Origin of the sequence: Rothia sp. HMSC075F09, from assembly GCF_001810515.1 — a bacterium.
In the GTDB taxonomy this organism is placed as follows: Bacteria; Actinomycetota; Actinomycetes; order Actinomycetales; family Micrococcaceae; genus Rothia.
The window spans coordinates 1-23,166 of record NZ_KV801767.1; the positions used below are offsets into that span (position 1 = coordinate 1).

Below are 23,166 nucleotides of genomic sequence, written 5' to 3' on the forward strand. Positions count from 1 at the left end.
ATCCCGCCGCAGCGGGTACGCCTCGACACCCTCATCACCACCCAAAAAACCCTCAACCTCGAGACCCTACTCGCCGAAGACTCCACCTTCTACGGCGACCTCTTCCCTCACGTCGTCAAATGGGGAGGCGAACTCTACCTCGAAGACGGCGTGCACCGCGCACTGCGTAACGCCCTGCACCGCCGCGCCGTCATGTATGCGCGCGTACTGGACCTGGACTCCATCTCCCCGGCGCTGCTGCCCGGCGCGTAAAAACCTACTCGCGTAAAAACCTAACCGCGTAAACGCCTACCCGAATACAGAAAATGCCGCGGACCGATGCAAAGAAGCATCAGGTCCGCGGCATTTTTGTGACGTATAACTGAGCTACGTTCCGCTACGCAGAGATACCACGCTTAGGACGCAACCTTCAGGCCCGCCTCCTGCACCGGGGATTGCTCCGGCAGGGACTCCTCGGAATCCAGGCGAACCGGGTTGCCCTCGGCGTCAAAACGCGCGCCCAGGCCCATCTGAATAAAACGGATAGTATTCAGAATCTGGCGCTCACGGGTTTCCTCATCCGGTGCGTCCTCGGCGCGACCGGCGCTTGAGGAGAGGGAGCCGTGCACGAGCATCGCCAGTTCGCGAATGTCGTTCTTCGGAATGTAGTTCTCGGCAATGGCGGCAGAAAGAATATGCGCGAGCACCATCTGCAGCTCGTGAACGTGCTTGCCGAGCTTCGCGTAGGACTCGGGGGAGAGCATGGAGCGCATCGCAGGGCCCGGAGGCAGGTGGCGGCGCGCCAGGTCGTTGATTTGCAAGCGAATGTAGACCGCGAGCTGGTCAATCGGGTTTTCGATGCCCTCCAGGCCGACGCGCAGCTCGTTGAGGAAGCGTTCGGTCTCGTCCAGGGCGTAGGCGACCAGCAGTTCGCCCATGTCGGCGAAGTAGTTGTAGACCGCGGTGCGGCCGATTCCGGCGTTCTTGGCGACGTCGGTCATGGTCAGGCCGGAGAGGCCGCGGTTGTAGAGGATCTCGCCGAAGGAGTTGAGGATGGCGCGCTTGGTGTTTTCGCGCTGGGCGGCGTTGGTTGCTGCAGAAATACGAGGCATAGTGACACTCTACCCCAAATCGTCAGCAAATGACGAATTTATCGAATGTGTCACCAAGAAATTTGCCCAATCCATGCGAATTTTCACAAATATGACAGAACGACCGGCACTACAAGAAGCCCAAACGCGTAGCAGCCGCCAAATCAGCACCCACCAACGACGCAATCGGATACCCCGTATGGCCACGCCCCGGAGTCACCTGCAACAAAGTCCGCGCACCCAAACCCTCGTAGAACGCACTACCCTCCTGCACCGCAATCCGCGCCGACCAACTCCCCTCAGAACTCGTCGCCATACGCCGACGAGCCGACGGCGAACGACCATCCAGCACACCCACATGCCAGCTCATCAACAGATGCGCATGCGAAGAAGGATTCAGCGCAGCCCGCTCACGCACCCGAGCCGGCACGCCGTCAGTACCGCCGCCACCGATAAAGGTGGCGCCACCTCCACGAATCCACTCAATATCGTGTGACAGCAGCTCGTAGCTGAGGAACTCGGCGCCACCCGAATAGCCCGCAAGCCAGATACGGCTCGTATCCACCCCGTACGCCAGGGCAATTTCCTCAATGAGGGCGCGAACCATCCTGCCGTTCGAGCGGGCACGAACCCACCAGTTATAGGTCAGCGGAGGCGCATAAGAATCACCATCGGCCAGACGCGGCTCCCGCATACTACCCGGCGACAGCACCGGCACCGACAGCATATTGAACTCAGCCGCCACCTGCGCCAACTCGGCACGCAACGGGGAGTCGCGGCGCAACAGGCGGCTACCGGCACGCGAGAGGTGGTCACCATCAAAATAGAACAGCACACCGGGCGCAGACTCAGAATCGGTCAGAAGATACAGGTTATCGACCCGATAGTAGATATTACGCCCGCGATGCGTAAACGATCGGTAACCGAGCAACTCAGACGAAGCCAGAAACATCGGCTCCAGCAGGGAAAGACCGGTGCGCACAGCCTGCGCCGCATAGGTGAACAGCGGATGCAGACGCGGAATATGCGCGCTCAGCCGCCGCTGGTTACGGTGCCGCCGCCTACGCACCTGCTGTGAAGAACCCCGTACCGACCGCCGAAGCGAGGCGCGTAGCGCACGCCCCGCCCCCAGCAGGGATACCACCTGCTCAGTGCGGTGAATTCCGTGGCCCAGATTCTTCATACATTTATTGTAAATGTGCGGTCAGGAAGGCTGGCGGGGTGGTCATGAGCGTCCACACTCTTGAACGAAGTCCGTAAACCTGCCGCCGCCACGGCATATAGGTACTATTAGATAAGCTCGGGTGGCAGACGAGCCGGTGAACCCTGCCCTGCATTGCAGGCTCACCACCACGCGTGAGGGCTCGTACCTTACGTGAAGAAACACATCGCATGAAGAAAGACTTGGGGAAAGTAATGGCTAAACCCGTTAGCGAATCTAAGGCTCAGACGAGCACCGTTACGGTGCCCTGGGCTGGTCGCCGCGGCTACTTTGATCTGCTGCTGGGCGCATCCTGCGTCATCCTAATCATCTCGAATATTGGTGCAACCAAGGGTGTGGAGTTCGGTCCGCTGCCCTTCGAACTGCCCCTGATTGGCTCGACCATTGTCACCGATGGTGGTTTCTTCCTTTTCCCGCTCGCCTACGTGATTGGCGACCTTCTTTCAGAGGTGTACGGCTTCAAGCGTGCCCGCCGCGCGATTGTAGCCTCCTTCGGCTCGGCTGCTTTTGCTGCCCTGTGCTTCTTGCTGATCGTGCACCTGCCCGCTGCGAGCTTCTACACCGGCCAGGAGGCATTCGCTAGCGTACTGGGCCCGGTCTGGCAGATTTTTGCGGGCTCCCTGCTCGGTTACCTCTTCGGCCAGACCCTGAATGCCTGGGTCATGGTGGCAATGAAGAAGGCAAGCAAGGGCCGTTTCCTGTGGCTGCGCATGATTGTCTCCACCCTGGTTGGTGAGCTGCTCGACACCCTCATCTTCTGCTCCATCGCGGCACCGGTGCTCGGCATCGACACCGTGGAGGCATTCATTAACTACGTACTGATCGGCTATATCTACAAGTGCCTGGTCGAGGTGCTCCTCATGCCGATTAGCTACCCGATTATTGGTTGGTTCAAGCGTCACGAACTCGAGTACGTGGCGTAAACTAACCTCCTTACAGCTGATGTGCAGAGCCGCCCGGCCTAACGCCTGGGCGGCATTGCCATTTCAGCTTTATTCAATACACAGCATGTCTAAGAAAGAGATACGTTATGTCTAAACTGCAGGGGAATATCCCCGAGCAGTCGGAGAAGAACGACTCGTTGAATCGTTCCCTCTCCCACGGCCAGTTGACCATGATTGCGATGGGCTTGGCGCTGGGTACGGGCCTGTTCCTGGGTTCCTCCTCCGCCATTAAAATTGCGGGCCCTGGCGCAATCCTCTCTTACGCTATTGGTTCGATGATTGCGGCAACCATTGCTGCGTGCGCGGGCGAAATGTCCGTGCGTCATCCCGTCCAGGGCGGTTTCGGCACCATTGCGAGCCGATACCTGAACCCCTTTAGCGGCTATCTGACTCGCTGGGCGTATTGGGCGTGCACCGTGCCGCTGGCTGGTGCTGAGCTGGTGGCGGTTGGCCACTACATGGCGTACTGGTTCCCGGACGTTCCCCTGGCTGTGTTCGTCGCTCTCTTCGGTGCGATTATTCTGGTGCTGAATCTGGTGAGCGTGAAGTCCTTCGGCGCTCTGGAGTTCCTGCTCTCTTCGATTAAGGTTTCTGCCGTCATCGTGTTCATGGTGATTGGTGTACTGCTGGTGTTCGTGGGCCTGCCCGGTCATGCCGCGGCGGGTACCGCAAACCTCGTGAACGACGGTGGCTTCCTGCCCAACGGCCCGGCATCCATCTGGATTTCGATGGCTGTTGTCATGTTCTCCTTCGGCGGTGTGGAAATGATTTCTCTCTCCGCAGCGGAGGCGAAGGACCCGGCACGCTCGGTGGCAACCAGCGTGAAGGCAATGATTTGGCGCCTGTCCACCTTCTACGTGGTGTCCATGGCAATTATTCTGTGCCTGGTGCCCTGGCAGACTGCCGCGCAGAACTCGGAGCTGACCGAGTCGCCGTTCGTGCTCGTCTTCTCTGAACTGGGTATCCCCTTCGCGGCGGACATCATGAACTTCGTGGTGCTCGTTGCTGCGCTCTCTGGCGCTAACGCCTCCCTGTACGCGGCAACCCGCCTGCTGCACGCCCTGGGCTCTGACCGCATGGCTCCCGCAGTGGCTGCCCGCACCTCCTCGCGTGGCGTGCCGGTCGTGGCTCTGCTTATCTCCTTCACCGGCGTTGTCGTGGCAACCGTGATGGCTGTTGCCAAGATTGGCGACATCTTTGCCTTGCTCATGGCGCTGGTGACCCTGTGCATCCTGATCGTGTGGATCATGATTCTGCTGACCTACCAGGCGTACAAGAAGGACCAGAAGGACGCCTCCTCCTTCACCGTGCTGGGTGGCCGCGTCACCGCAGGTCTGGCTCTGGCGGGTGTTCTGGCGACCCTGGCGGCAATGTTCATGCTGCCCGGCTCGGGTGTTCAGGAATCCATCATGGTCGGCATCGTCTTCTTCGTGCTGATTTCTATTGGCTACGCCATCTCGTCGAAGGTTCAGGGCGGTTATGAGCGCCCCGACCTGGACGCTATGCACGCCGACGAGAACACCAGCGCGGCACAGCGCTAAATAGCGTGAAAGCCTCGCGAGGCTAAAACATAAAAGGCACCGGATGGGGGAGCACCCCCGTTCGGTGCCTTTTCGCTTTTGTACCCTAGACGGCGCTGTTCTGAGCGGTGTGAGTGTGCCCGTAGAATAGTTAACTATTCGTACCCGTCAACGAGGCTAGAAGCCGCAGAAGCCGGGTGCGAGCACACATTGCACATCACGCCCCTAAGGCGTACTGACGGAAGGCACCTTCGTGTCCCACAACGACGATACCCGCAGCCACGCTGCAGCGGGGACCGCCGGATCGCGCACCCTGAAGCGTTCTCTGTCCCACGGACAGATGACCATGATCGTGATGGGTTCCGCGCTCGGTACGGGCCTCTTCTTGGGTTCGGGCACCGCCATTGCGATGGCTGGTCCCGCGGTCATTCTCACCTACGCTATTGGTTCTGCGCTCGCTTCGGTGATTGGCGCGGCAACCGGTGAAATGGCGGTTCGCTACCCTGTCCGCGGCGGTTTCGGTACTATTGCTACCCGCTACCTGGGCCCCTTCGCGGGCTTTTTGACTCGCATCGCCTACTGGACGGCGACTGTGCTGATTGCCGGTGTTGAGCTGGTGTCGGTTGCGATGTACTTGAATTATTGGTGGCCGCAGCTTCCGCTGTGGGCGGGTATTGCCGCGTTTGGTGTGGCGCTGATTGTGCTGAACCTGACCAGCGTGAAGTCTTTCGGCATGTTGGAGTTCTTCCTGTCTTCGATTAAGGTCATTTCGATTGTTGCCTTCCTGCTGGTGGGCCTGTGCCTGGTTTTCTTCGGTCTGCCCGGTCACGCTGCGGTGGGTACCGCGAACCTCTTCAACGACGGCGGTTTCATGCCTAACGGCCCCCAGTCGGTGTGGCTGTCGCTGGCTGTTGTGATGTTCTCCTTCGGCGGTATTGAGATGATCTCGATCTCTGCTGCGGAGGCGAAGGATCCCTCTCGTTCGGTGCGTTCCTCGGCGAAGGCGATGATGATTCGCCTGGCGACCTTCTACGTGCTGGCGGTGCTGATTGTTGTTGCTATCATTCCGTGGCGTTCGGCCTCGGGCATAGGCGATGCGGTGGATGCTTCCCCGTTCGTTCTGGTCTTTGAACAGCTCGGCATTCAGGGCGTGGCGCACTTCGTGAACTTTGTGGTGCTGATTGCGGCACTGTCGAGCGCGAACGCAAACCTGTACGCGGGTGCGCGTCTGCTACACTCCCTGGCGGCTGACGGCATGGCGCCTCGCCAGCTGGCTCAGGTGAACCGTGCTGGCGTTCCGGCTCGCGCCGTGTGGGCGTCGACCAGCGGCATGGTTATTGCTATTCTGCTGGCGCTGTACAGCCCGAAGGAAGCGTTCCTCTCCATGATTTTTGTGATCATGGTGTGCGCGCTGACCGTGTGGGTTCTGATTCTGTTCGCCTACATCGTGTACAAGCGTGTTGAGCCTGCTGCCAATGGTTTCCGCCTGTGGGGTGGCCAGTTCACCGCGGCGGTTGGCGTTTTGCTGCTCTTCGCGGTGTGGGTTGCGCTCTTCATGGTGCGCGGTTCTATGGTTCCGGCAATTGTGGGCGTGGGCTACTTTGTGGTTCTGAGCCTGCTGTACTTTGCTCGTATCCGCCACACTCACATGATTGATGAGCAGACCTTTGTTGAGGCTCAGCAGGCAACTGCCGAGTATGACGCCATGAAGTACGACGCTGATCATGCCCTGGAGACTGCGGCTAAGCTGGGCCGTTAAGGTTCTGTAGCTGCCGGGAGAGCCGGTGCTGGGGCCTGCAGAGACTCCAACACAGTAATAAACGAAAAATACGGAAAATTTCTGGAATTCCTCGTAATAAAACCGTAAAAATGCAGTTGGCCCTCAGAGTGGGGTCTATCATAGACAGTGAACCGTATGATCTTGTATGCGTTCAAATGTCTGTGTGTTGGATGAGGCTCGAAAGCATCGTAGCTTTCGAGCCTCATCGCTTTAACTACCAAATATATTTCTAGCCCCCGAATCATCATCAGCTGATTCATTTGCTGTACCTTGCGGATTCGTACGAATAGCCCCCTCAAAGCGGCGGGGGAGTAGAGTTAAAACCATGCAAAGCCACGAAAAGAACCGCGAAAACACCCCCGCCCCTGAGGCCGGTACCACCGACGAACTGCTGGTGCACGTACCCGCACGCTGGGGCGATATGGACGCCTACGGGCACGTCAACAACGTTGCCATCCTCTCGGTCATGGAAGAAGCCCGCGTGGCGCTCTTCGGCCCACCGCCCTCCTCCGGGCAGAAGCCCACCGTGGCACCGCAGCCTCCGATTCCGCTTTTCGACCTGGTTGCCGAGGGTGTGCAGGCACTCATTGCCGAGCACGGCATCCGCTACCTGGCTCAGCTGCCCTACACTGGTGAGCCCGTGCCAGTGCGCCTGAGCGTGGAGAAGGTCAGCGCCGCATCCGTGCGTATTGGCTACTCGATTCTCTCCCCGGTGGACGGCCGCGAGTGCGTGCGTGCCTTTACCGTGCTGGCGTTCTGGGATTCGGTTGTGGGTCGTTTGACCCGTCTGAGCCCCGAGCAGCGTGAGCTGTTGAGCTCCTACCTGCCGCAGAAATAGGGGTAGATACCGGCGCTCCGCTGTAATAAACCGGTCTTGAACGGGGTCAAGCGTATGCTTTAAATACCTTCTGCAAAGGGTGCAAAAGGTTCATTCCCGGGAGAGATAACAATGTCGTTCCACCACACTCAGGCAGACTCCGCCAGCCGGGGTCGCCGCACGATGCGCGCCACCGGATGCGCCGCCGCCCTGCTCCTCGCCCTGACCGGCTGCTTTGGCGGTTCTCAGAGCGAAAACTCTTCGTCGAGCCCCAGCCCCTCCAACACGGCTAACCACTCGCAGTACCCGCTCCCTTCCTCCACCGCGTCCCCGTCACCGACGAAGAAGACCGAGCCGACCGTCACCGAGACTCGGGTGTCAGCCCCCGCAGAGAGCGCCGAGGCGAAGGCGTCCGAGTCCTCCGCACCCGCTGAGGCGAAGGCAACCTCCGCAACGGTCGCAAACCCCACTGTCGCTGCGACGCCCCGTGCGCCCGAAAAGGTGGAGGCTGAACGCGCCTCCGCCGGCGAGCGCTGCGGACACATTGGCCGCAAGGGCTACCTGAAGACTGGTGCGGAAATCATGGTGCTGCGCGGTACCGTGGACTGCGCCCACGCCCTGGACGTGCTGACCGAGTACATCACCACCCCGCGTGCCGACGACAACCTGACCGAGCACCAGGTTGCGAAGGTTCAGGACGCCACCTGCTACTGGAACCCGCAGTACGCGATGGCTGAGAACCGTCGCGAGGATCGCGGCGCCCCCGAATGTACCATCGGTGAGGATGTCGCCTTTGTGGCTCGTCTGGAAAACCCGGATGCTCCCCCGATTCCCTTCCTCATGGAGCCCTCCTACTACGATTCCGGTGCCGGCTACTACCGTTTCAAGAGCGATGACGAGCGCACCCTCTGCGAGCTGAACCCCGCGGATGGAACCCTGGTGTGCGAGCGCCGCACCGGTGAGCAGACCGGTGACGGTAACGGTGCGGTCGGTCGTACTTTTGCCGGTCCGGTGGAGGTGACTCGCATGAACTTCCTGACCGGCGCCAGCGAGGTGAATACCGTGAATGAGTCCTCGGTTCTGCACGGGGAGACCACCACCGCAAACACGAAGATGATGCACACCTGGGATGTGGTGACTGTGCCCGCTGCCGATGGTAATCAGCTGACCTGCTTCGGTGAGATTGAGACTGGCTCGATTAGCTGCCATGACGGAAACGGCCACACTATTCTGGTGCGTGGCAGGCAGGAAGGCTAAGCGCCCGTGCCAGAGGCAATGAGTTGTCAGTGAGCTGTCAATGAGTTGTGAAGAGCTAAGGAGGGGCTTCCGTAATGCCGGGGCACCCCTCCTTATTGCGTTCTTTCCGCTGTGCCCTTTTCCGTTATGCCCAGAGGGTCCACCCTGCGGGTTCCTAAGATGCCGTATAGCTAGCTCACAGGTAGCGTCTTTAGAATGCTGATAGGAACCCGAACCGATGACGCAGAAAGGTCACCATGCATCCGGCACAGAAGCACCAGACTTCTATCCAGGCTCGTTCTACTACCCTCCGCACCGCTAAGCGCTACAGCCCCGTAGCACTCGGTGCCACGCTGCTGCTGGCGCTGTCGGCATGCTCCGGAGGCGCCACTACCGCCTCCCCGAGCGCCACCGCAACCCCTAGCCCCAGCGCTACGAGCGCGAAGGCAACCGCCAGCCCCACCCGCACCGCAACGGTCACTGAAAGCACCCCGACTGCCGGTACCGTGCACACCCCCACCGCGGTGGCTACCGTGAGCCCCGGAACCATCACCACCGCAAGCCCCACGGCAACCGCGCAGGCGAGCGCGGCGTCGAGCCCTTCCGCATCGGCTAAGGCGAATACTTCGGCGAGTGCAGTGGCGAAGGCGTCGAGCACCGCAAGCCTGTCCAACTCGGATGTTCAGTCTGCGGGCGGTAGCTGCGGCAGCATGGACGCTACCGGCTACCTGAAGCACAACGCTACGGTTCAGGTGGCCTCGGGTGCGGTGGATTGCCTGTTTGCGCGTGAGCTGATCCGCCAGTTTGTGGTGCAGAACCCCGCCGAGGTGACCGATAAGGCGAATGGTGAGCGTACCGTCATGTCGGCGCGCTGCTACTGGAAGCCGGGCGACGGCGCGGATCGTGCGACCCCCGAGTGCGTGTCCCTGGATGGTGGTAGCACCGTCATTACCGTGAAGCTGACCAACTAGTTTACGATTCACATCCGGCAGGGCACACCCCAGAAGGTGCACCCGGCAAGGCACGGGTGTTAAACACAAGCGCCGCGTTGACGAATGATTCGTCAACGCGGCGCTTTTTGTCTTGAAGCTATCTCAGGCAGCTGGCGCGGCAGGTTTTAGAGCTCCCCACGTGCGCGGGCGGCGAGTACGTCATCCAGGCGGGCGAAGGTCGAACGCCAGGTGGTGCGCACCTCCTCGTGAACCGAGGCGGGCATGGGGCCAATCTCAATGACGATGCGGGTACCGGAACCCACGCCGTCGGCGGTAATCACGGTTTCGGGGAAGAAACGGTGACGCTGGTACACCAGCACGCTACCGGGGTTGCCCAGGTGGTCGGGCAGCTGCTCGGCGTATTCGAGCTCCTTGAACGGTTCAATGCTCAAAAAGCGGCTCTGCAGAATGCAGGACACCGAGGGGTCAACCTCGTTGATCATGGACAGGCGCTGCATGCCGCCGACGACGGGCTCCACGACAACGTCGGTGGGGCGCACGTGCCAGCCGGCGGGGCCGTACCAGCGGACCAGCAGTTCGGGGTCCAGGTAGGCGCCGAAGACGTCCTCGACCGGGGCTGCAATCTCGTGGTCGAAGACGAGAAGCTCCTCATCGGGAACATGAGTGATGCTCATAGGGTTCTCCTTAAACGGGTGGAAGAGCGGGTTTAGGGCTTCTTGCCGGAGTAGTAGTTGCCGAGGAACTCGTCACGGTACTCGAAGTAGGTGCCGTCCTTGATGGCTTCGCGGGCGTCGTCCACCATGCGCACGATGAAACGCTCATTGTGGATGGAGGCGAGGGTCGCCGCCAGACGCTCGTCCGCCTTGAAGAGGTGACGCAGGTAGGCGCGGGTGTAGTGGGTGCAGGTGTAGCAGTCGCAGCCCTCGTAGATGGGCGAGAAGTCCGCCTTGAAGCGCGCGTTGGTGATGTTGTAGCGGCCGGTGGGGGAGTAGACGGCGGCGTTGCGTGCCACGCGGGTGGGGGAGACGCAGTCGAAGGTGTCTACACCGTTCTCGATGCCGACGAAGATGTCGTCGGGTTCGGAGATGCCGAGCAGGTGGCGGGGCTTGGATTCGGGCAGCTCTTCGGCGCACCAGCGCACGATAGTGCCGAGGTTTTCCTTCTCGAGTGCACCGCCGATGCCGAAGCCGTCGAAGGGCATGGAGCCGAGGTCCTGGCATGCCTTGCGGCGCAGGTCCTCGTACTGGGCACCCTGAATGACGCCGAACAGTGCCTGGTAGGGCTTGCCCACGCGCTCAGTGGTCAGGCGCTGGTGCTCAGCGATGCAGCGCAGCGCCCACAGGCGGGTGCGTTCGAGCGCCTCCTCCTGGTAGCCGCGGGAGTTGTAGAGGGTGGTCAGCTCGTCGAAGGCGAACATGACGTCGGCACCAATCTGGTGCTGAACCTGCATGGACACCTCGGGAGTGAAGCGGTGAATCGAGCCGTCAATATGCGACTTGAAGTTCACGCCGTCGTCGTCAATGTGGGCGAGGCGTTCCTTGCCCTTTGCCACGTCGTCGTCGCCGAGGGGGCGGCCGTCGGCGCCCTTAGCATCCGCGACGGTACCCATATCGATCACCTTCTTGAAGCCCGAACCCAGGCTCATCACCTGGAATCCGCCGGAGTCGGTGAAGGTGGGGCCGTCCCAGTTCATGAACGCACCCAGGCCGCCTGCCGCGTCGAGGATTTCGGGGCCGGGCTGCAGGTACAGGTGATAGGCGTTGGAGAGCAGAGCCTGAGCGCCGAGCTCCTTCATGGATTCGGGTAGGACCGCCTTGACGGTTGCCTTGGTGCCCACGGGGGTGAAGGCGGGGGTCTGGATCTGTCCGTGCGGGGTGGTGATGACACCGGCGCGTCCGCGGAACTGTCCGCCGTTGGCTTCTACACGTTCAGCGCTGGGGGAGGCGGTGTCCGCCAGGCGGCTGGTGATGGTGAAGCCAAAGTCCTCGGTGGGGAAAGAATTATCTAGAACGCTCATTCTTCTCTCGATTGTTTGCTTTCCGTCTGAATGTCTACACCCTAGCCTACCGGAAAACCCCGCCTCTCTTGCCAGAGGCGGGGTTCACGAGAATTCAGCTGAGGGCAGCTGATCTTAGCCTGCGAAGTCGCCGAGCATATCCACGGTCGGCACGAAGAAGAGGGTGCCGGTCACCGCGGTGCTGAAATCCAGCAGGCGGTCGTAGTTGGCGCCATCCACTCCCATGAACATGTTCTTCAGCATCTTCCGGACGGTCGAGAAGGTGCTGGCGTAGCAGATGAAATAGGTGCCCAGCTCGTTGTTACCCACGGTGCCGAAGGGCATATTGTCGCGAATAACCTTGAAGTCGTCACCGATATTGGCGATGGCGGAGTGCGAGTTGGCGGGCTTTTCGTCCTCGTCCATCTCAATGTCGTCGTGCTTGGAACGGCCGATGACTTTCTCCTGCTCGGCAACGGGCAGGGCGTTCCACGCGGTCATATCGTGGATGTACTTCTGCACGAACTGGTAGCTGCCGCCCTTGTACATGGGGTCATTGTCACCGATGAGGCCGAAGTATTCGCGCGCCGCGGGAGTCTGCGGGTTCTCGGTGCCGTCCACAAAACCGATAATGGAGCGGCCGTCCCAGTAACGGAAGCCGTGCACCTCATCCAGCACCTCGGCAATATCGCGCAGAGCCGCGGTAATAGTGGACGCCATATCGTAGGCGATGGACGGCTGGGTCGCGCGGATGTGGAAGTGCAAATCGCCGGGAGTGGACACCGCGGTGTGCTTATGGCCCCTAATCTCCTCGAACTCCACGAGTTCCTGCGGCAGCGGCTTGGGCAGATCCAGGGTCAGCCACGCGCTGTGACTGATACCCAGAACAATGCTGGCGTTCTCGGGCGAGTAGCGGTTTGCGGCGGTGTGGTTGAGGTTAATGACGAGCCCGCAGAGGTTCTGGAAAGCCTCGATGAGTGCATCGTGAGCAATGTCTTCCTTGAACTTCCACACCATGAAAATGGTGTTAGCGTTCGGGCTGGCAGTGACCTGTTGTGATTCTGAAGCAAGCATAAAATTCACCGTACGCCTGTGCGCACACCCCCGCAATGAACCCAGCCCTAACCTTCTGCACTGAACGGAGAAGATTAGGGCTGGGAATATAAAAGCCGTGCTTTAGAAGCCGTGGGAGGCAAGGTACCGCGCATGCGCCAGACGCGCCGCCGTCTCAAAAATAGTCCACGCCTGCACCTGAGCGGACAGCTCCACCGGCGCGCCGGGCTTCACAACCTTGCTCATCGGCTCAGTGAACCGCGGGGAGAACTGCACGAGCGCCTTACCGCGAATCTCATTCGGGTCAATGCCGTACTCATTCATCGGTAGGTCGGGGTCGAACTCGCGGCGGCCCTCCCACAGGGCGCGTGCGGTCGAGTACACCAGGGTCGAGGCGAGCGCTCGCGCCTCATCACTGAGCAGCGGCGAGGATGCCGCCATGCCCAGGTAGCGCACGAGAATGCCGGTGAACAGGCCGCCGTCGCCGTCGCCGTGAGAGATGAGGATGCGGCGGCGAGCACCGGAGAGGAACTCCACCTCTTCGGTCATGTGCTTGACGATGCCGACGATGAGGCGCTCGGCGCGTTCAGCGGGGTCCACCTCGCAGGGCACACCGGATGCGGCGAGGCTCAGCAGGGCGCCCAGGGCGGTTCCCTGGTTGTAGGTGAATTCGCCGCGCTCGTACTCGTACTCGTCGCCGCGCACGTTCACGCCGTCAATATAGAGTGAACGTTCTGCATCCCAGAGGGTTTCGTTCATCCAATCCATGAGCGCGGCGGCAGTCTTCGGGTCGCCCGCCCGCACATACGCCAGAGCAGTCGGCGCGGTCGCCGCAGCATTCACAAAATCACGCTTGGACTTGCGCCAACTCATGCCACCCACCGGGGAGAAACCCTTCGCCAACTGCTCAAAGAGGGCCGCGCCAGCATCCTGGGCGGCAACATCATTCGCGCCGGTCAGCTCAATGCAGAAGGAGTTCATGCGGCCCACCGCGAGGGTCAGCCACGCCATATCGTCAAAGTAGTCGTTCGCGAAGCGGCCGTAATTACGCACGTTAATGCCGCGCAACAGCGCGCGGGCACGGTGTAGCTCCTCCTGGGCGGCAGTAATATCGCCCTCGCGCAGGTGACGCTGACCGGCATCAATCACACAATCCAGCAGGTGCGCCTGCCACCAGTAGTGCCAAGCGTTCAGGCGCTGGCTCAGCGGTCGCGGGTCGGGCACCTGCACCGAACCGATGAGGGCGCCGGGAACGCCAAGAATACGGTGCACGAAGGTGTCGGTGACGCTGGCGGCTGCGGCAGCGGCATGCGAGGAGGTGCGCTCGGCGTACTCGCTAATCGACTCCAGAGACTGCGCGTTGTGGGAAGACGGCTGGGAATTCATGGACCCTCTGTAGTTGCGGTGAAGTATTACGTCTGAAATTATCCCACTTTTTGCCCTCTGAACGCCCGAATACTGTGGGCGGGCTCTCGGGTGTGATTCCTTTTCAAGAGCCCGCCGAGAACATGCACCGCAGGGAACGGAGTGAACGCCACTCAAAAACCGGTTAGGAGGCGGCAGTCAGCGAACGCCCGCTGTACAGATCCACTCGCTCGCCGGTGATGGGATGCTCAAAATGCAGACTGTACGCCAGCAACTGCAGCGGGTACTCCGGGCGGTCTGGCGCGTCGGGTAGCACCTGCGGGTAGAGCACATCGCCCAGAATGGGGGAGCTGAGCATATTCAGATGCGCCCGCAGCTGGTGCGTTTTGCCGGTGTGAGGCGCCAAATCATAGAGCGCCCATTCTCTATTCGGTTCCGCGCGCCACCCCTCAACCGCCTGCGCACTCGGAGTGAAAGTCCGCAGAATCTTCACGGTCGTCAGCGTATTCGGCTCCACACCCTGCGCCGCGCACTCTTGCTCAGAAAGCTGCTGAACCTGCAGCTGATCACGAATCTTCTGAATATGCGAACGCACCTGCAGGCCCTCCGCACTCAACGCCTGCTCGGCGGCGGCAGCATCGGCGGGAACCGGCGCCACGGCGCGGTAGGTCTTCGACACCTGACGGTGCTGAAACATCATCTGGAAGGGGCGACGCGCATCCACCGTCTTAGCAAAAAGCAGCACGCCCGCGGTTGGGCGATCCAGGCGGTGAATCGGAATCAGCAACGGGTTCTGCTCGCGCACCCGCAGCTTGGTCAGCGCGGTCTGCGCAATATAGGAACCGCGCGGGGTGGTCGGCAGAAAATGCGGCTTATCAATCGCCAGCACGTGCTCATCCTCGTAGAGCACCGGCATGTCGGAGGGTAGCTGCGGCTCGTCGGCAAGCTCGCGGAAGTACCAGATGCGCTCGCCCGGCATATACGGGCTATCGCCGGTCAGAATCGTGCCGTCGTCCAGGCGCACCTCACCTGTATTAAAGCGGGCGTGAATAACCTGCGGGTCGTTCGGGTAGAAGCGCGCAATCAGGTAATCCGCAATGGTCGCCGGAGCCGTATTGTTCGGTGCGGTGTTGTTCGGTGCAGTGTTGCTCGGGGCGAGCTCGGCGGGGAGCTCCTCCACGAGCGGCAGGATCAGCTGAATCGGGTCGATGCCGTTCTTCTGAGCCAGCGGAGGGGTCAGCAGACGGCGATGCGTGCGGCGTGCAGGCTTTGCCTGATAGGCGGGCTGTATTCCCTGCTGTGTTTTGGGCTGAGAGCTGGACTGTGAGGTGGGTTGTGGGCGTGCGGTGTTCTGTGCGGGCATGGCTCTACTCTACCGCCTGAACCCTATCACCTGAGCGGGGTTAGGATCGAGGTAAGCTGAGCCGGACCGCCTGCCGGATGAGGCGGCTAGAAATATTGCCGTGGGCTTGGTGTGGGTTGCAGAAGACAGTTTTGTCTGACACTCATGAATGTTTGTGTGAATACGTGGAACAGAAAACGAAAACTTCACAAATTTTTGAAATTATTAGACATTTAATTTAAAAAAAGTGCATTAATTTTACAAAAAACAGCGTTTAAGTGCGGTATTTTCGAAAATGCTGTCAAATCATAAATCAATAACCCTCAATTTAGCCCCTTTGGTTTTTCTAAGTATAAAAGATGTAAAGCAATTAAAGACATGCTAACCTGGGCACCCTACGTCATAAACGCCTTAATAAAGGCTGAAAGTAGCCTTAAAGCGGTACGATTAAGACACAGAAGTTCGATATTTCGAACGAAGGGGTCGAAATGGGACAGAAACAGCGCAAGGATGCAGAGGTTAAAGGAACACCCCCAAATACAGCGGTGCAATCGGACAATTCCAAAGCACCGGAAAATGCGATAGGAGAGGTTATGGAACATTCACAAAAGAATGCGGAGCCTCGCACCGGTGCCCTGCGTATGGAGCCGCACGAACGCGAAGAGCAAATTCTGAAAATCGCTGCAGAACATTTCGCTCGCCGCGGCGTGCTCGGTGCCTCCATGAGCGCTATCGCCCGCGATGCAGGCATTACCCGCGCCCTGCTCTACCACTACTTTCCCGGCAAGGACTCCCTGGCGGCAGCCGTCACCCGACGCGAAGCCAACGCAGTCCTTGAGGCTCTTGGCGAGCACCACGAAAACCCCGAAGAGGCGTTGCGCAATGCGCTACGCACGTACTTCCTCGTTGTAGCCGGCGTTCCCACCCCCGGTGGGGAGGACTTCCCGAACAACCCTACCGACTACCTCGAATGGATGCTTGAACGCACCGGCATGCCGATTAATGACCGCACCCGCGTCATCCTCGGAGGCTGGTTGCAGCTCGTCGACTACTTCGCCATGCACGTCGTGCAGCTCAACCCCCGCGATCAGCGCACCGTTCGCTCCCGCGGGCTCGGGCTCGAAGAAGCTATCGACCTGTGCCTGGGTGCCGTGGACACCCTCACCGGCGGCTACTAGCCGCCTCAAGAAGTGACAGGTCTACACAGGACTTCCCGCTCCGATGTTTGGTTATGTGCTCCACGGCAAAGATGACGTGGACATCCGGGCGGTTATTCCTCCGCTACGCCGCTTGCGACGTGGTGGACTCCGGGAACACCACCCGGTTCGTGAGTAGGGAAACATAATGCCCCGCATCCCCTTCCGTGAGGGTGCGGGGCATTATGATGCTCAAGTTGAGGTTGAAGAAATAATTTTACCCTGAGGCTAAGCTTGAGGCTCGGGCTAAATGGAACGGCGCAGTCTAAATGGAACGGCGCAGCGACAGGCCACGAACCGTCGCGTAGAACCCCTGCGCCTGCAGCGCCGCACGCAGCGCCTCCACCGGATGCTCTACAACCTCGCCGCCGGATGCGCCCAATGTGGATGTGCTCACCGTGTGGGTGCCCAAAAGCTCCACATCGTTGACCTTCTCCACCGAAATCTTCTCCGCACCACCGGCAGAGACCAGGCGCGCCAGGGCGGGGGCCGCCGCCTCCAGAAGTACCGGGTCGGTAGTGAAAGCCAACAGGGTCTTCGCGCCACGCTCCACATAGAGCACCGGTGCGCCGTCCACCAGCACCACGCAGGCACCCGCCTTGCGTGCCGGACGGTGCTTCACGGTGCCCTCGCCCTCGTGCGCAAAGGAGGGAATCGCGGGCCAGCTCAGCGCCGCACCGTACGGGTTCGCCGGGTCGGTCGCCGCCAACAGGGTCACCGTGAACGTGCCGTACACCCGCTCCGTATCGGTACGCTGCGGGGTGTAGGCACTCGCACCAAAACCCTGTGTCGCACCAAAAGCCTGTGGACCTGCGGGAACACTGAGGCTATCGGCGGTAGAACGCAGCAGGTCCACCGTCGCGGGGGCGGCAAACTGCGCCGCACCCAAACCCTCAATAAAGTAGCCGCGACGAACCAGCGCACGATCCTCAGCCGCCGAATAAATCCGGTACAGCTGCGAGAACCCGCCGGCAGAATCCTCCACCTGCAGGCACCCTCGAGTCAGCACACCGTAGCGGTCCAGCAGCAGGTCGGCGCGTGCGAGCGCCGCAACCGTCGCCTCCACCGGATCCTGCAGCAGTGAGTCCACGCGCGAGAAGCGGCCGCTATCCTGCGGGGCAACAGCGGGAGTGGCGGCATGGAGCCCGCCGCGGAGGGAATTGCCGCGCAGGGAACGCAGACCGCGCCCGGCGGCAGGCACAGAGTAGCCGCTGGAACTGTAGCTATCAGCGCCGTAACCGCCCGTCAAGCCGTTACCCATGGAGGCGCGCGCCGCCGCAATACGCCCCGCACCACGGCGGCCCACCCGCGTCAGACGCGCAGGAGCCGCCGGAGTCGGATGCGCACTGCGGACACCCGCCAGCATCGCCCGAACCGGCGCGAAACTATCGTTCGTCACCGCACCAGCCCACACCAGACGCCACAGAGCCGCCGAAATCTCCGCCGTATCCGGGAAAGTCACCATCTGACCGGCAGGTGCCGCGGCGCTCATCAGCTGCGCCACCCGCTCACGTAGCGCCGGCACGAACAGGCCGCCGTGAGCCAGCGCCTCATAGATGGCGTGCTCGAGCGTGCCCGGAGCCTGCAGCACCTCCCAGAGCTCCGGGTTCTCCGTGCGCAACAGCTGCTCCGGGTAGTCCTCACCCAGAGTCAGCGAAGAACTCTCGCTCAAATGCAGGCGAATCCAGCCGTCAGATTTCTGCGCGCTACCGCCGCCAAGCTGCCCGGCGCCGGTGAAGAACACCCTGCCGCTTGCCATAAGCTCGTCCAGCATGTGCGGCTGGTAGCCGGGCACGCGCGCCGGAAGAATCAGCGTCTCCAGCGCGGAAGCAGGTACGCGCACACCCGCCAGCTGGTCGATGGCGGTGAGCAGATCCTCCGCGGCGGAGGCAGAATCCTGACCCGTATGTTCTGCGCCGTGCTCAGCTAACGGGTTGGGTGCCGCTGTGCTGAGGGGTGCCACCCTCTCGCCCACCACCGTGGCGGTGCGGCGGGAGGGTATGAACGCACCGTAGGCGCTCGCCTCCGGCAGGGTCTGCGCAATCCGCACGGATAAAGAACGAACGTTCTGCCACGAAGGCAGGAAAACGCCGTAGACCTGCACCGATACCGGCTCAATCTCCTCACGCAGCGCCGCCAGAGAACGGGCACGAATCGTGCGCAAAACCTGAGTATCCACCCACTCAACACCGACCGCCCCGGAGGCGCGCAGCACCTCGGGCAGGAACTCGCCAGAGCTTAGGCGGCGCTGCTGCTGAAGACGCTGCAACACCGGGGTCAGCACGCCCACACCCACCGGGGTCAGGCGCGAAAAATGCTCCGCCGCCTGCTGCGCCGTGAAGGGAATATGGGTGCGCGCATAGCGAGAAACAAGGTCTTCAAGAGGCTCCGCGACCGGCTCCAGAAGGGCTGCAGGAAGCGCCGCGGCGGGCATAATGCCCAGCCCATCGCGCAGACGCGCGGCGTCCTCAACCACCGCATAGTACAGCTGCGGCTCGGCGGAACCGTCGGCAGCTCCCATGTCGGCAGCTCCCATGAACGAGAACGCGCGGCGCGAGCGCACCAGCTCCTCCGCCAGAGCACGCGCCTGATCCGTGCTGGCATGCGCGCCGTACTCCTCGCCGGACTCTTCGCCGTAGTTTTCAGAGTCCTCGGACTCGCCGAAATCTTGAGAACCGTGTGCCGCAGATTCAGTCCGCGGGTTGTCGGCACGCAAGCGCAGGCTCAACTCCCGCGCGCTCAACGGGCCCAACTGGCGCAAAAGATCCGCCACGCCCTCCACGCCGCAGGCGCGGTAACGCTCACCCGTGCGCTGCAGACGCTGCTGAGTCTGCACCAGAACCGCCGGGTCCAGCAGGTCGCGCAGACCGCTCGACCCCAGCAACTCAGCCAGCAGAGCCGGGTCCAGCGAGAGCGCGGCGGCGCGGCGTTCGGCGGCGGGTGCATCGCCGTCGTAGAGGTGCTCGGCAACGTATTCAAAGAGCAGGGTGCGCGCAAAAGGCGAAGGGTCGTTCGTCTCAACCTCCAGCATGGACACCGCCCGAGACTGCAACGAACGGTGCACCTGAACCAGCGCCGGAACATCGTACACATCCTGCAGACACTCGCGCGCCGTCTCCAAAAGCACCGGAAAATCAGGGTACTTACGCGCCACATCCAGCAGCTGCGCCGCACGCTGACGCTGCTGCCACAGCGGGGTGCGCTTACCCGGATCACGGCGCGGCAACAGCAGGGCACGCGCCGCATTCTCACGGAACCGAGACGCAAAAAGCGCTGAATCGCCCACGCGTTCGGTGACAATCGCCTCCAGCTCGTCCGGGTCGAAAAGGAACAGGTCAGCGCCGGGTGGCACATCCTCCATGGCGGGCAGGCGCAGAATCAAGCCGTCATCACTCGCCATGACGGAGGCGTCCACCCCGTACCGCTCTTCGATGCGGGCGCGCACCGCCAGCGCCCAGGGTGCGTGCACCCCGTAGCCGAGCGGCGAGTGCAGGACCACGCGCCAATCGCCCAGTTCGTCGCGGTGCCGCTCCACGATCATGCGGGTGTCGGAAGGAACCGCCCCGGTGGATTCGCGCTGCTCACGCAGGTAGGCGAGCAGGTTATCGACCGCCCAGGTGTCCAGTCCGAGCTGTTCGAGCTGCTGGCGGGCGGCGGCGCTATCGGTGGCGTCCAGGCTGGAGAGGGCGCGCGTGAACGCACCCGTCTGCACGCCCAGGGCGTAGGGGCGGCCCATGCGGTCGCCGTGCCAGAAGGGTAGGCGCGCGGGCTGACCGGGTGCGGGGGAGACCCGTACCGCGTCGTGCGTAATTTCTTCAATGCGCCAACTGCTCGCGCCGAGGGTGATGACCTCGCCGGCGCGGGATTCGTACACCATTTCTTCGTCGAGCTCACCCACACGCTTGGGGCCGCGCTCTTCATCGCCGCTGACCAGGTAGACGGGGAAGAGCCCGCGGTCGGGAATCGTGCCGCCGCTGGTGACGGCGAGGCGCTGCGCACCGGGGCGGCCCTCAATACTTCCGGAGGGCGCCTCCTCGGTGGGGGTGCGGTCCCAGATGATGCGCGGGCGCAGTTCGGCGAACTCGTCGGAGGGGTAGCGTCCGGCGAGCATTTCGAGCACGGAGTCGAAGAGGGCGCGCGGCAGCTCGGCGTAGGGTGCGCTGCGGCGTAGCGCCTCGTACCAGGAGTCCACGCTGATGGGGCCCAATGCGCAGGCGGCGACGGTCTGCTGTGCGAGTACGTCCAGGGGGTTGGTGGGGATGGCGAGCGGTTCGAGGGTTCCGCTGCGCATTCCGGCGAGTGTGACGGTTGCACCGAGCAGGTCGCCGCGGTGCTTGGGGTAGAAGAATCCGCGCGAAATTTCGCCCACGCGGTGTCCGGCGCGGCCCACGCGCTGCAGCGCGGAGGCGACCGAGGGAGGTGCGGCCACCTGGATTACGAGGTCCACGTGGCCCATATCGATGCCCAGTTCCAGGGAGCTGGTGGCGACCACGCAGCGCAGGGTTCCGCCCTTGAGCGCCTCCTCGATGAGGGTGCGCTGTTCCTTGGATACGGAGCCGTGGTGCGCGCGGGCGAGCGGTGGCACCTCGGCGATGTCGCAGATGCCCGCCGCGTAGTCTTCGGGGCTGATGCCCTGCTTTGCGAGCACGCGGTGTAGGTGAATATCGTTGAGTGCCGCGGTGAGCTTTTCCGCTAGTCCACGCGAGTTAACGAAAACAATCGTAGAACGGTTGTTCTCAATATGGTCGACGATGCGCTCCTGTACGCGCGGCCAGATGGAAGTCTCGGGACGCTCGCTATCGGCAGTTTCACGGAGTGATTCTTCCGGGATGGTGAGCGTATTTTTGGGCGCGGCGTTATTGCCCTGTCGCGCCGGGTTTGCCTGTCCGGTTTCTTGTCCGGTTTCTTGACCAGTTTCCTGCCCGGGGAATACGCCAATGGCATCTTCCAGCGTGTAGGGCGCGCTTGCCGGGGTATTCGCTGCGCTGGGGGCAGGCTGTGCCGCGCCCTGCGCCGAGCCGGCAGAAGTTGAGCCCCCGCCGCCCGGCACCTCCGAGGGCGCATATTCTGATGGGGCGTAGAGCCCCTGCCCGTAGTCGTTGGCGCCTCCGAGCGCCGCCATATTGGGTACGGGCACGCTCAGACGCAGGTCCCATTCTTTGGCAACCGGGCGGCTCATGATGGTCACCGGCTGAATGCCACCGAGGAACCGGGCGACCGCCTCCGGGTTTTCGACGGTTGCGGAGAGACCAATGCGCTGTGCGGGCTTTTCAAGGAGCGCATCGAGGCGTTCGAGGGATACTGCCAGGTGCGCGCCGCGTTTGGTGGCGGCAAGGTTGTGAATCTCATCCACGATCACGGTGGTCACGCCGGCGAGGGTGTTGCGGGCGGCGCTGGTGAGCATGAGGTAGAGGGATTCAGGGGTGGTGATGAGAATGTCGGGTGGGTTGCTGATGAGTTGGCGGCGTTCGCGTGCGGGGGTGTCGCCGCTGCGCACGCCCACGGTGATGCTCGGCTCGCCAGTGTCGTTGCCGCTCAGGCGGGTGATTCCGGCGAGGGGCGCGCGTAGGTTGCGTTCGACGTCCGCACCGAGTGCTTTGAGGGGTGAGATGTAGAGGATGCGCGTGCCGCCTGCAGTTCCGGCTTCGTGTTCGCGGTGTAGGGCATCGAGTGCCCAGAGGAATGCGGCGAGGGTTTTGCCGGAGCCTGTGGGGGCGATGATGAGGGTGTTGTTGCCGTTGCGGATGTTCTCCCAGGCGCCTTCTTGGGCGGCGGTGGGTGCGCTGAAGGTGGCGCGGAACCAGTCGCGTACGGGGGCGGAGAAGTGGGAGAGTGCGTCGGTCATGTATCTATTATGGCGGGGTTTATGGTGTGCGCCTCTTGAATTGTTGGGGGCTGGGGGAGGAAGATGTGCTTGACAGGTTCCTAACAAGCCCGTAATGTTTTACTTGTAAAGTAATTGACTGAGAGAACAACACAAAGGAGCACCACCATGACCCGCCTGAACGACGAACAGCTCATCAACCTCTTCCACGAGCCGCGCACCGTCTCCTCCTTCACCGAGGAGCCCGTCACTGACGAGCAGCTGCGCCGCATCCAGGAACTGACCTTCTACGGCCCCACCGCCTTCAACAGCCAGCCCCTGCGCATCACCTGGGTCAAGAGCCCCGAGGCACGCGAGCGCCTCGTCGCACACCTGGCAGACGGCAACAAGGCTAAGACTCAGGCGGCACCGGTCACCGCGATTCTCTCCGCAGACGCAAACTGGGTAGAGCATGCTGACACCTTCAACCCCAACGCTGCCGGCTTCATCAAGGGCTTCTACACCTCCGAGGAGCTTGCTACCCCCGCCGCTGAGCTGAGCGCTCACCTGCAGGCAGGCTACTTCATCACCGCGATCCGTGCACTCGGCCTGGATGCCGGCCCCATGACCGGCGCAGACTTCGCCGGCATCAAGAAGGAATTCTTCGCGGACAACGCAGAAATCCCCTTCCTGGTCGTCAACCTCGGTCACGGCGAGGCGCCCGCATACCCGCGCGGTGCACGCTTCAGCCACGATGAGGTTGCCCGCTCCCTCTAAGAGTGCGCGGCTACCGCATAGCTAAAGCTAAACCCTAGGTTTATAGACAGTTCAAGGGCGGTTCCCCATCGAGGGGAACCGCCCTTGAACTA

The 23,166-nt window shown here is 61.9% G+C and carries 17 protein-coding genes; 9 read left to right on the forward strand and 8 right to left on the reverse strand.

Annotated features, from left to right (window positions below):
* A partial coding sequence (locus HMPREF2749_RS00565) for a type II toxin-antitoxin system VapB family antitoxin (RefSeq protein ID WP_070592993.1) occupies positions 1 to 252 on the forward strand: 252 nt, incomplete at its 5' end.
* A 143-nt stretch (positions 253 to 395) separates the two neighbouring features.
* Here the strand turns inward: HMPREF2749_RS00565 and HMPREF2749_RS00570 are convergent.
* Entirely contained in the window at positions 396 to 1,091 is a 696-nt protein-coding gene (locus tag HMPREF2749_RS00570) for a TetR/AcrR family transcriptional regulator (RefSeq protein WP_005509262.1), read from the reverse strand.
* Between the two features lie 109 nt (positions 1,092 to 1,200).
* A complete protein-coding gene (locus tag HMPREF2749_RS00575) occupies positions 1,201 to 2,253 on the reverse strand; it encodes a hypothetical protein (protein ID WP_049350498.1) in 1,053 nt (350 codons plus the stop codon).
* A 233-nt stretch (positions 2,254 to 2,486) separates the two neighbouring features.
* Here HMPREF2749_RS00575 and HMPREF2749_RS00580 point away from each other — a divergent pair, with 233 nt between their 5' ends.
* The 6 genes from HMPREF2749_RS00580 to HMPREF2749_RS00610 all read left to right on the forward strand — a co-directional run bounded on the left by HMPREF2749_RS00580 (position 2,487) and on the right by HMPREF2749_RS00610 (position 9,560).
* Positions 2,487 to 3,215, forward strand: a complete 729-nt coding sequence (locus HMPREF2749_RS00580) for a queuosine precursor transporter (protein WP_049353412.1) — start codon at positions 2,487 to 2,489, stop codon at positions 3,213 to 3,215.
* Between the two features lie 107 nt (positions 3,216 to 3,322).
* Positions 3,323 to 4,777, forward strand: a complete 1,455-nt coding sequence (locus HMPREF2749_RS00585) for an amino acid permease (protein ID WP_070592995.1) — start codon at positions 3,323 to 3,325, stop codon at positions 4,775 to 4,777.
* Positions 4,778 to 5,009: 232 nt separating this feature from the next.
* Positions 5,010 to 6,515 carry an amino acid permease gene (locus tag HMPREF2749_RS00590; protein WP_049350501.1) on the forward strand — a complete coding sequence of 502 codons (1,506 nt, stop codon included), beginning with the start codon at positions 5,010 to 5,012 and terminating at the stop codon, positions 6,513 to 6,515.
* Between the two features lie 346 nt (positions 6,516 to 6,861).
* A complete protein-coding gene (locus tag HMPREF2749_RS00600; protein WP_049340311.1) occupies positions 6,862 to 7,374 on the forward strand; it encodes an acyl-CoA thioesterase in 513 nt (170 codons plus the stop codon).
* Between the two features lie 111 nt (positions 7,375 to 7,485).
* A complete protein-coding gene (locus HMPREF2749_RS00605; protein ID WP_070592997.1) occupies positions 7,486 to 8,610 on the forward strand; it encodes a phosphoglycerol transferase in 1,125 nt (374 codons plus the stop codon).
* Between the two features lie 236 nt (positions 8,611 to 8,846).
* Positions 8,847 to 9,560 carry a hypothetical protein gene (locus tag HMPREF2749_RS00610; RefSeq protein ID WP_070592999.1) on the forward strand — a complete coding sequence of 238 codons (714 nt, stop codon included), beginning with the start codon at positions 8,847 to 8,849 and terminating at the stop codon, positions 9,558 to 9,560.
* A gap of 146 nt (positions 9,561 to 9,706) precedes the next feature.
* On the opposite strand, the gene HMPREF2749_RS00615 is transcribed toward HMPREF2749_RS00610, so the two are convergent.
* From HMPREF2749_RS00615 to HMPREF2749_RS00635, 5 genes are all read right to left on the reverse strand, one after another.
* Positions 9,707 to 10,216 carry an SRPBCC family protein gene (locus HMPREF2749_RS00615; RefSeq protein ID WP_005507177.1) on the reverse strand — a complete coding sequence of 170 codons (510 nt, stop codon included), beginning with the start codon at positions 10,214 to 10,216 and terminating at the stop codon, positions 9,707 to 9,709.
* A gap of 32 nt (positions 10,217 to 10,248) precedes the next feature.
* On the reverse strand, positions 10,249 to 11,559 hold the full coding sequence (gene tgt / locus HMPREF2749_RS00620; RefSeq protein ID WP_070593001.1) for a tRNA guanosine(34) transglycosylase Tgt: 1,311 nt from the start codon (positions 11,557 to 11,559) through the stop codon (positions 10,249 to 10,251).
* 114 nt (positions 11,560 to 11,673) lie between these two features.
* Positions 11,674 to 12,612 (reverse strand): Dyp-type peroxidase, encoded by a 939-nt coding sequence (locus tag HMPREF2749_RS00625; protein WP_070593002.1) that lies wholly within the window; start codon positions 12,610 to 12,612, stop codon positions 11,674 to 11,676.
* Positions 12,613 to 12,714: 102 nt separating this feature from the next.
* Positions 12,715 to 13,977 carry a glycoside hydrolase family 76 protein gene (locus HMPREF2749_RS00630; RefSeq protein ID WP_070593004.1) on the reverse strand — a complete coding sequence of 421 codons (1,263 nt, stop codon included), beginning with the start codon at positions 13,975 to 13,977 and terminating at the stop codon, positions 12,715 to 12,717.
* Positions 13,978 to 14,140: 163 nt separating this feature from the next.
* Complete coding sequence (locus HMPREF2749_RS00635; RefSeq protein WP_070593006.1) at positions 14,141 to 15,319, reverse strand: pseudouridine synthase; 1,179 nt, start codon at positions 15,317 to 15,319, stop codon at positions 14,141 to 14,143.
* A 572-nt stretch (positions 15,320 to 15,891) separates the two neighbouring features.
* Between HMPREF2749_RS00635 and HMPREF2749_RS00640 the strand changes: the two genes are divergently transcribed.
* Complete coding sequence (locus tag HMPREF2749_RS00640) at positions 15,892 to 16,476, forward strand: TetR/AcrR family transcriptional regulator (RefSeq protein ID WP_005507171.1); 585 nt, start codon at positions 15,892 to 15,894, stop codon at positions 16,474 to 16,476.
* A gap of 283 nt (positions 16,477 to 16,759) precedes the next feature.
* On the opposite strand, the gene HMPREF2749_RS00645 is transcribed toward HMPREF2749_RS00640, so the two are convergent.
* Positions 16,760 to 22,339, reverse strand: coding sequence for a DEAD/DEAH box helicase (locus tag HMPREF2749_RS00645; RefSeq protein ID WP_070593008.1), 5,580 nt, complete (start codon positions 22,337 to 22,339; stop codon positions 16,760 to 16,762).
* Positions 22,340 to 22,486: 147 nt separating this feature from the next.
* On the opposite strand from HMPREF2749_RS00645, the gene HMPREF2749_RS00650 reads away from it, so the two are divergent.
* Positions 22,487 to 23,074 carry a malonic semialdehyde reductase gene (locus HMPREF2749_RS00650; RefSeq protein ID WP_049340324.1) on the forward strand — a complete coding sequence of 196 codons (588 nt, stop codon included), beginning with the start codon at positions 22,487 to 22,489 and terminating at the stop codon, positions 23,072 to 23,074.
* The last annotated feature ends 92 nt before the right edge of the window (positions 23,075 to 23,166 follow it).

Coding starts and splice junctions, on each gene's coding strand:
- tgt (WP_070593001.1), bottom strand. CDS start 11,559: ATGAGCGTTCTAGATAATTCTTTCCCCACCGAGGACTTTGGCTTCACC.
- HMPREF2749_RS00610 (WP_070592999.1), top strand. CDS start 8,847: ATGCATCCGGCACAGAAGCACCAGACTTCTATCCAGGCTCGTTCTACT.
- HMPREF2749_RS00585 (WP_070592995.1), top strand. CDS start 3,323: ATGTCTAAACTGCAGGGGAATATCCCCGAGCAGTCGGAGAAGAACGAC.
- HMPREF2749_RS00625 (WP_070593002.1), bottom strand. CDS start 12,612: ATGCTTGCTTCAGAATCACAACAGGTCACTGCCAGCCCGAACGCTAAC.
- HMPREF2749_RS00580 (WP_049353412.1), top strand. CDS start 2,487: ATGGCTAAACCCGTTAGCGAATCTAAGGCTCAGACGAGCACCGTTACG.
- HMPREF2749_RS00605 (WP_070592997.1), top strand. CDS start 7,486: ATGTCGTTCCACCACACTCAGGCAGACTCCGCCAGCCGGGGTCGCCGC.
- HMPREF2749_RS00575 (WP_049350498.1), bottom strand. CDS start 2,253: ATGAAGAATCTGGGCCACGGAATTCACCGCACTGAGCAGGTGGTATCC.
- HMPREF2749_RS00630 (WP_070593004.1), bottom strand. CDS start 13,977: ATGAATTCCCAGCCGTCTTCCCACAACGCGCAGTCTCTGGAGTCGATT.
- HMPREF2749_RS00640 (WP_005507171.1), top strand. CDS start 15,892: ATGGAACATTCACAAAAGAATGCGGAGCCTCGCACCGGTGCCCTGCGT.
- HMPREF2749_RS00570 (WP_005509262.1), bottom strand. CDS start 1,091: ATGCCTCGTATTTCTGCAGCAACCAACGCCGCCCAGCGCGAAAACACC.
- HMPREF2749_RS00635 (WP_070593006.1), bottom strand. CDS start 15,319: ATGCCCGCACAGAACACCGCACGCCCACAACCCACCTCACAGTCCAGC.
- HMPREF2749_RS00650 (WP_049340324.1), top strand. CDS start 22,487: ATGACCCGCCTGAACGACGAACAGCTCATCAACCTCTTCCACGAGCCG.
- HMPREF2749_RS00615 (WP_005507177.1), bottom strand. CDS start 10,216: ATGAGCATCACTCATGTTCCCGATGAGGAGCTTCTCGTCTTCGACCAC.
- HMPREF2749_RS00645 (WP_070593008.1), bottom strand. CDS start 22,339: ATGACCGACGCACTCTCCCACTTCTCCGCCCCCGTACGCGACTGGTTC.
- HMPREF2749_RS00600 (WP_049340311.1), top strand. CDS start 6,862: ATGCAAAGCCACGAAAAGAACCGCGAAAACACCCCCGCCCCTGAGGCC.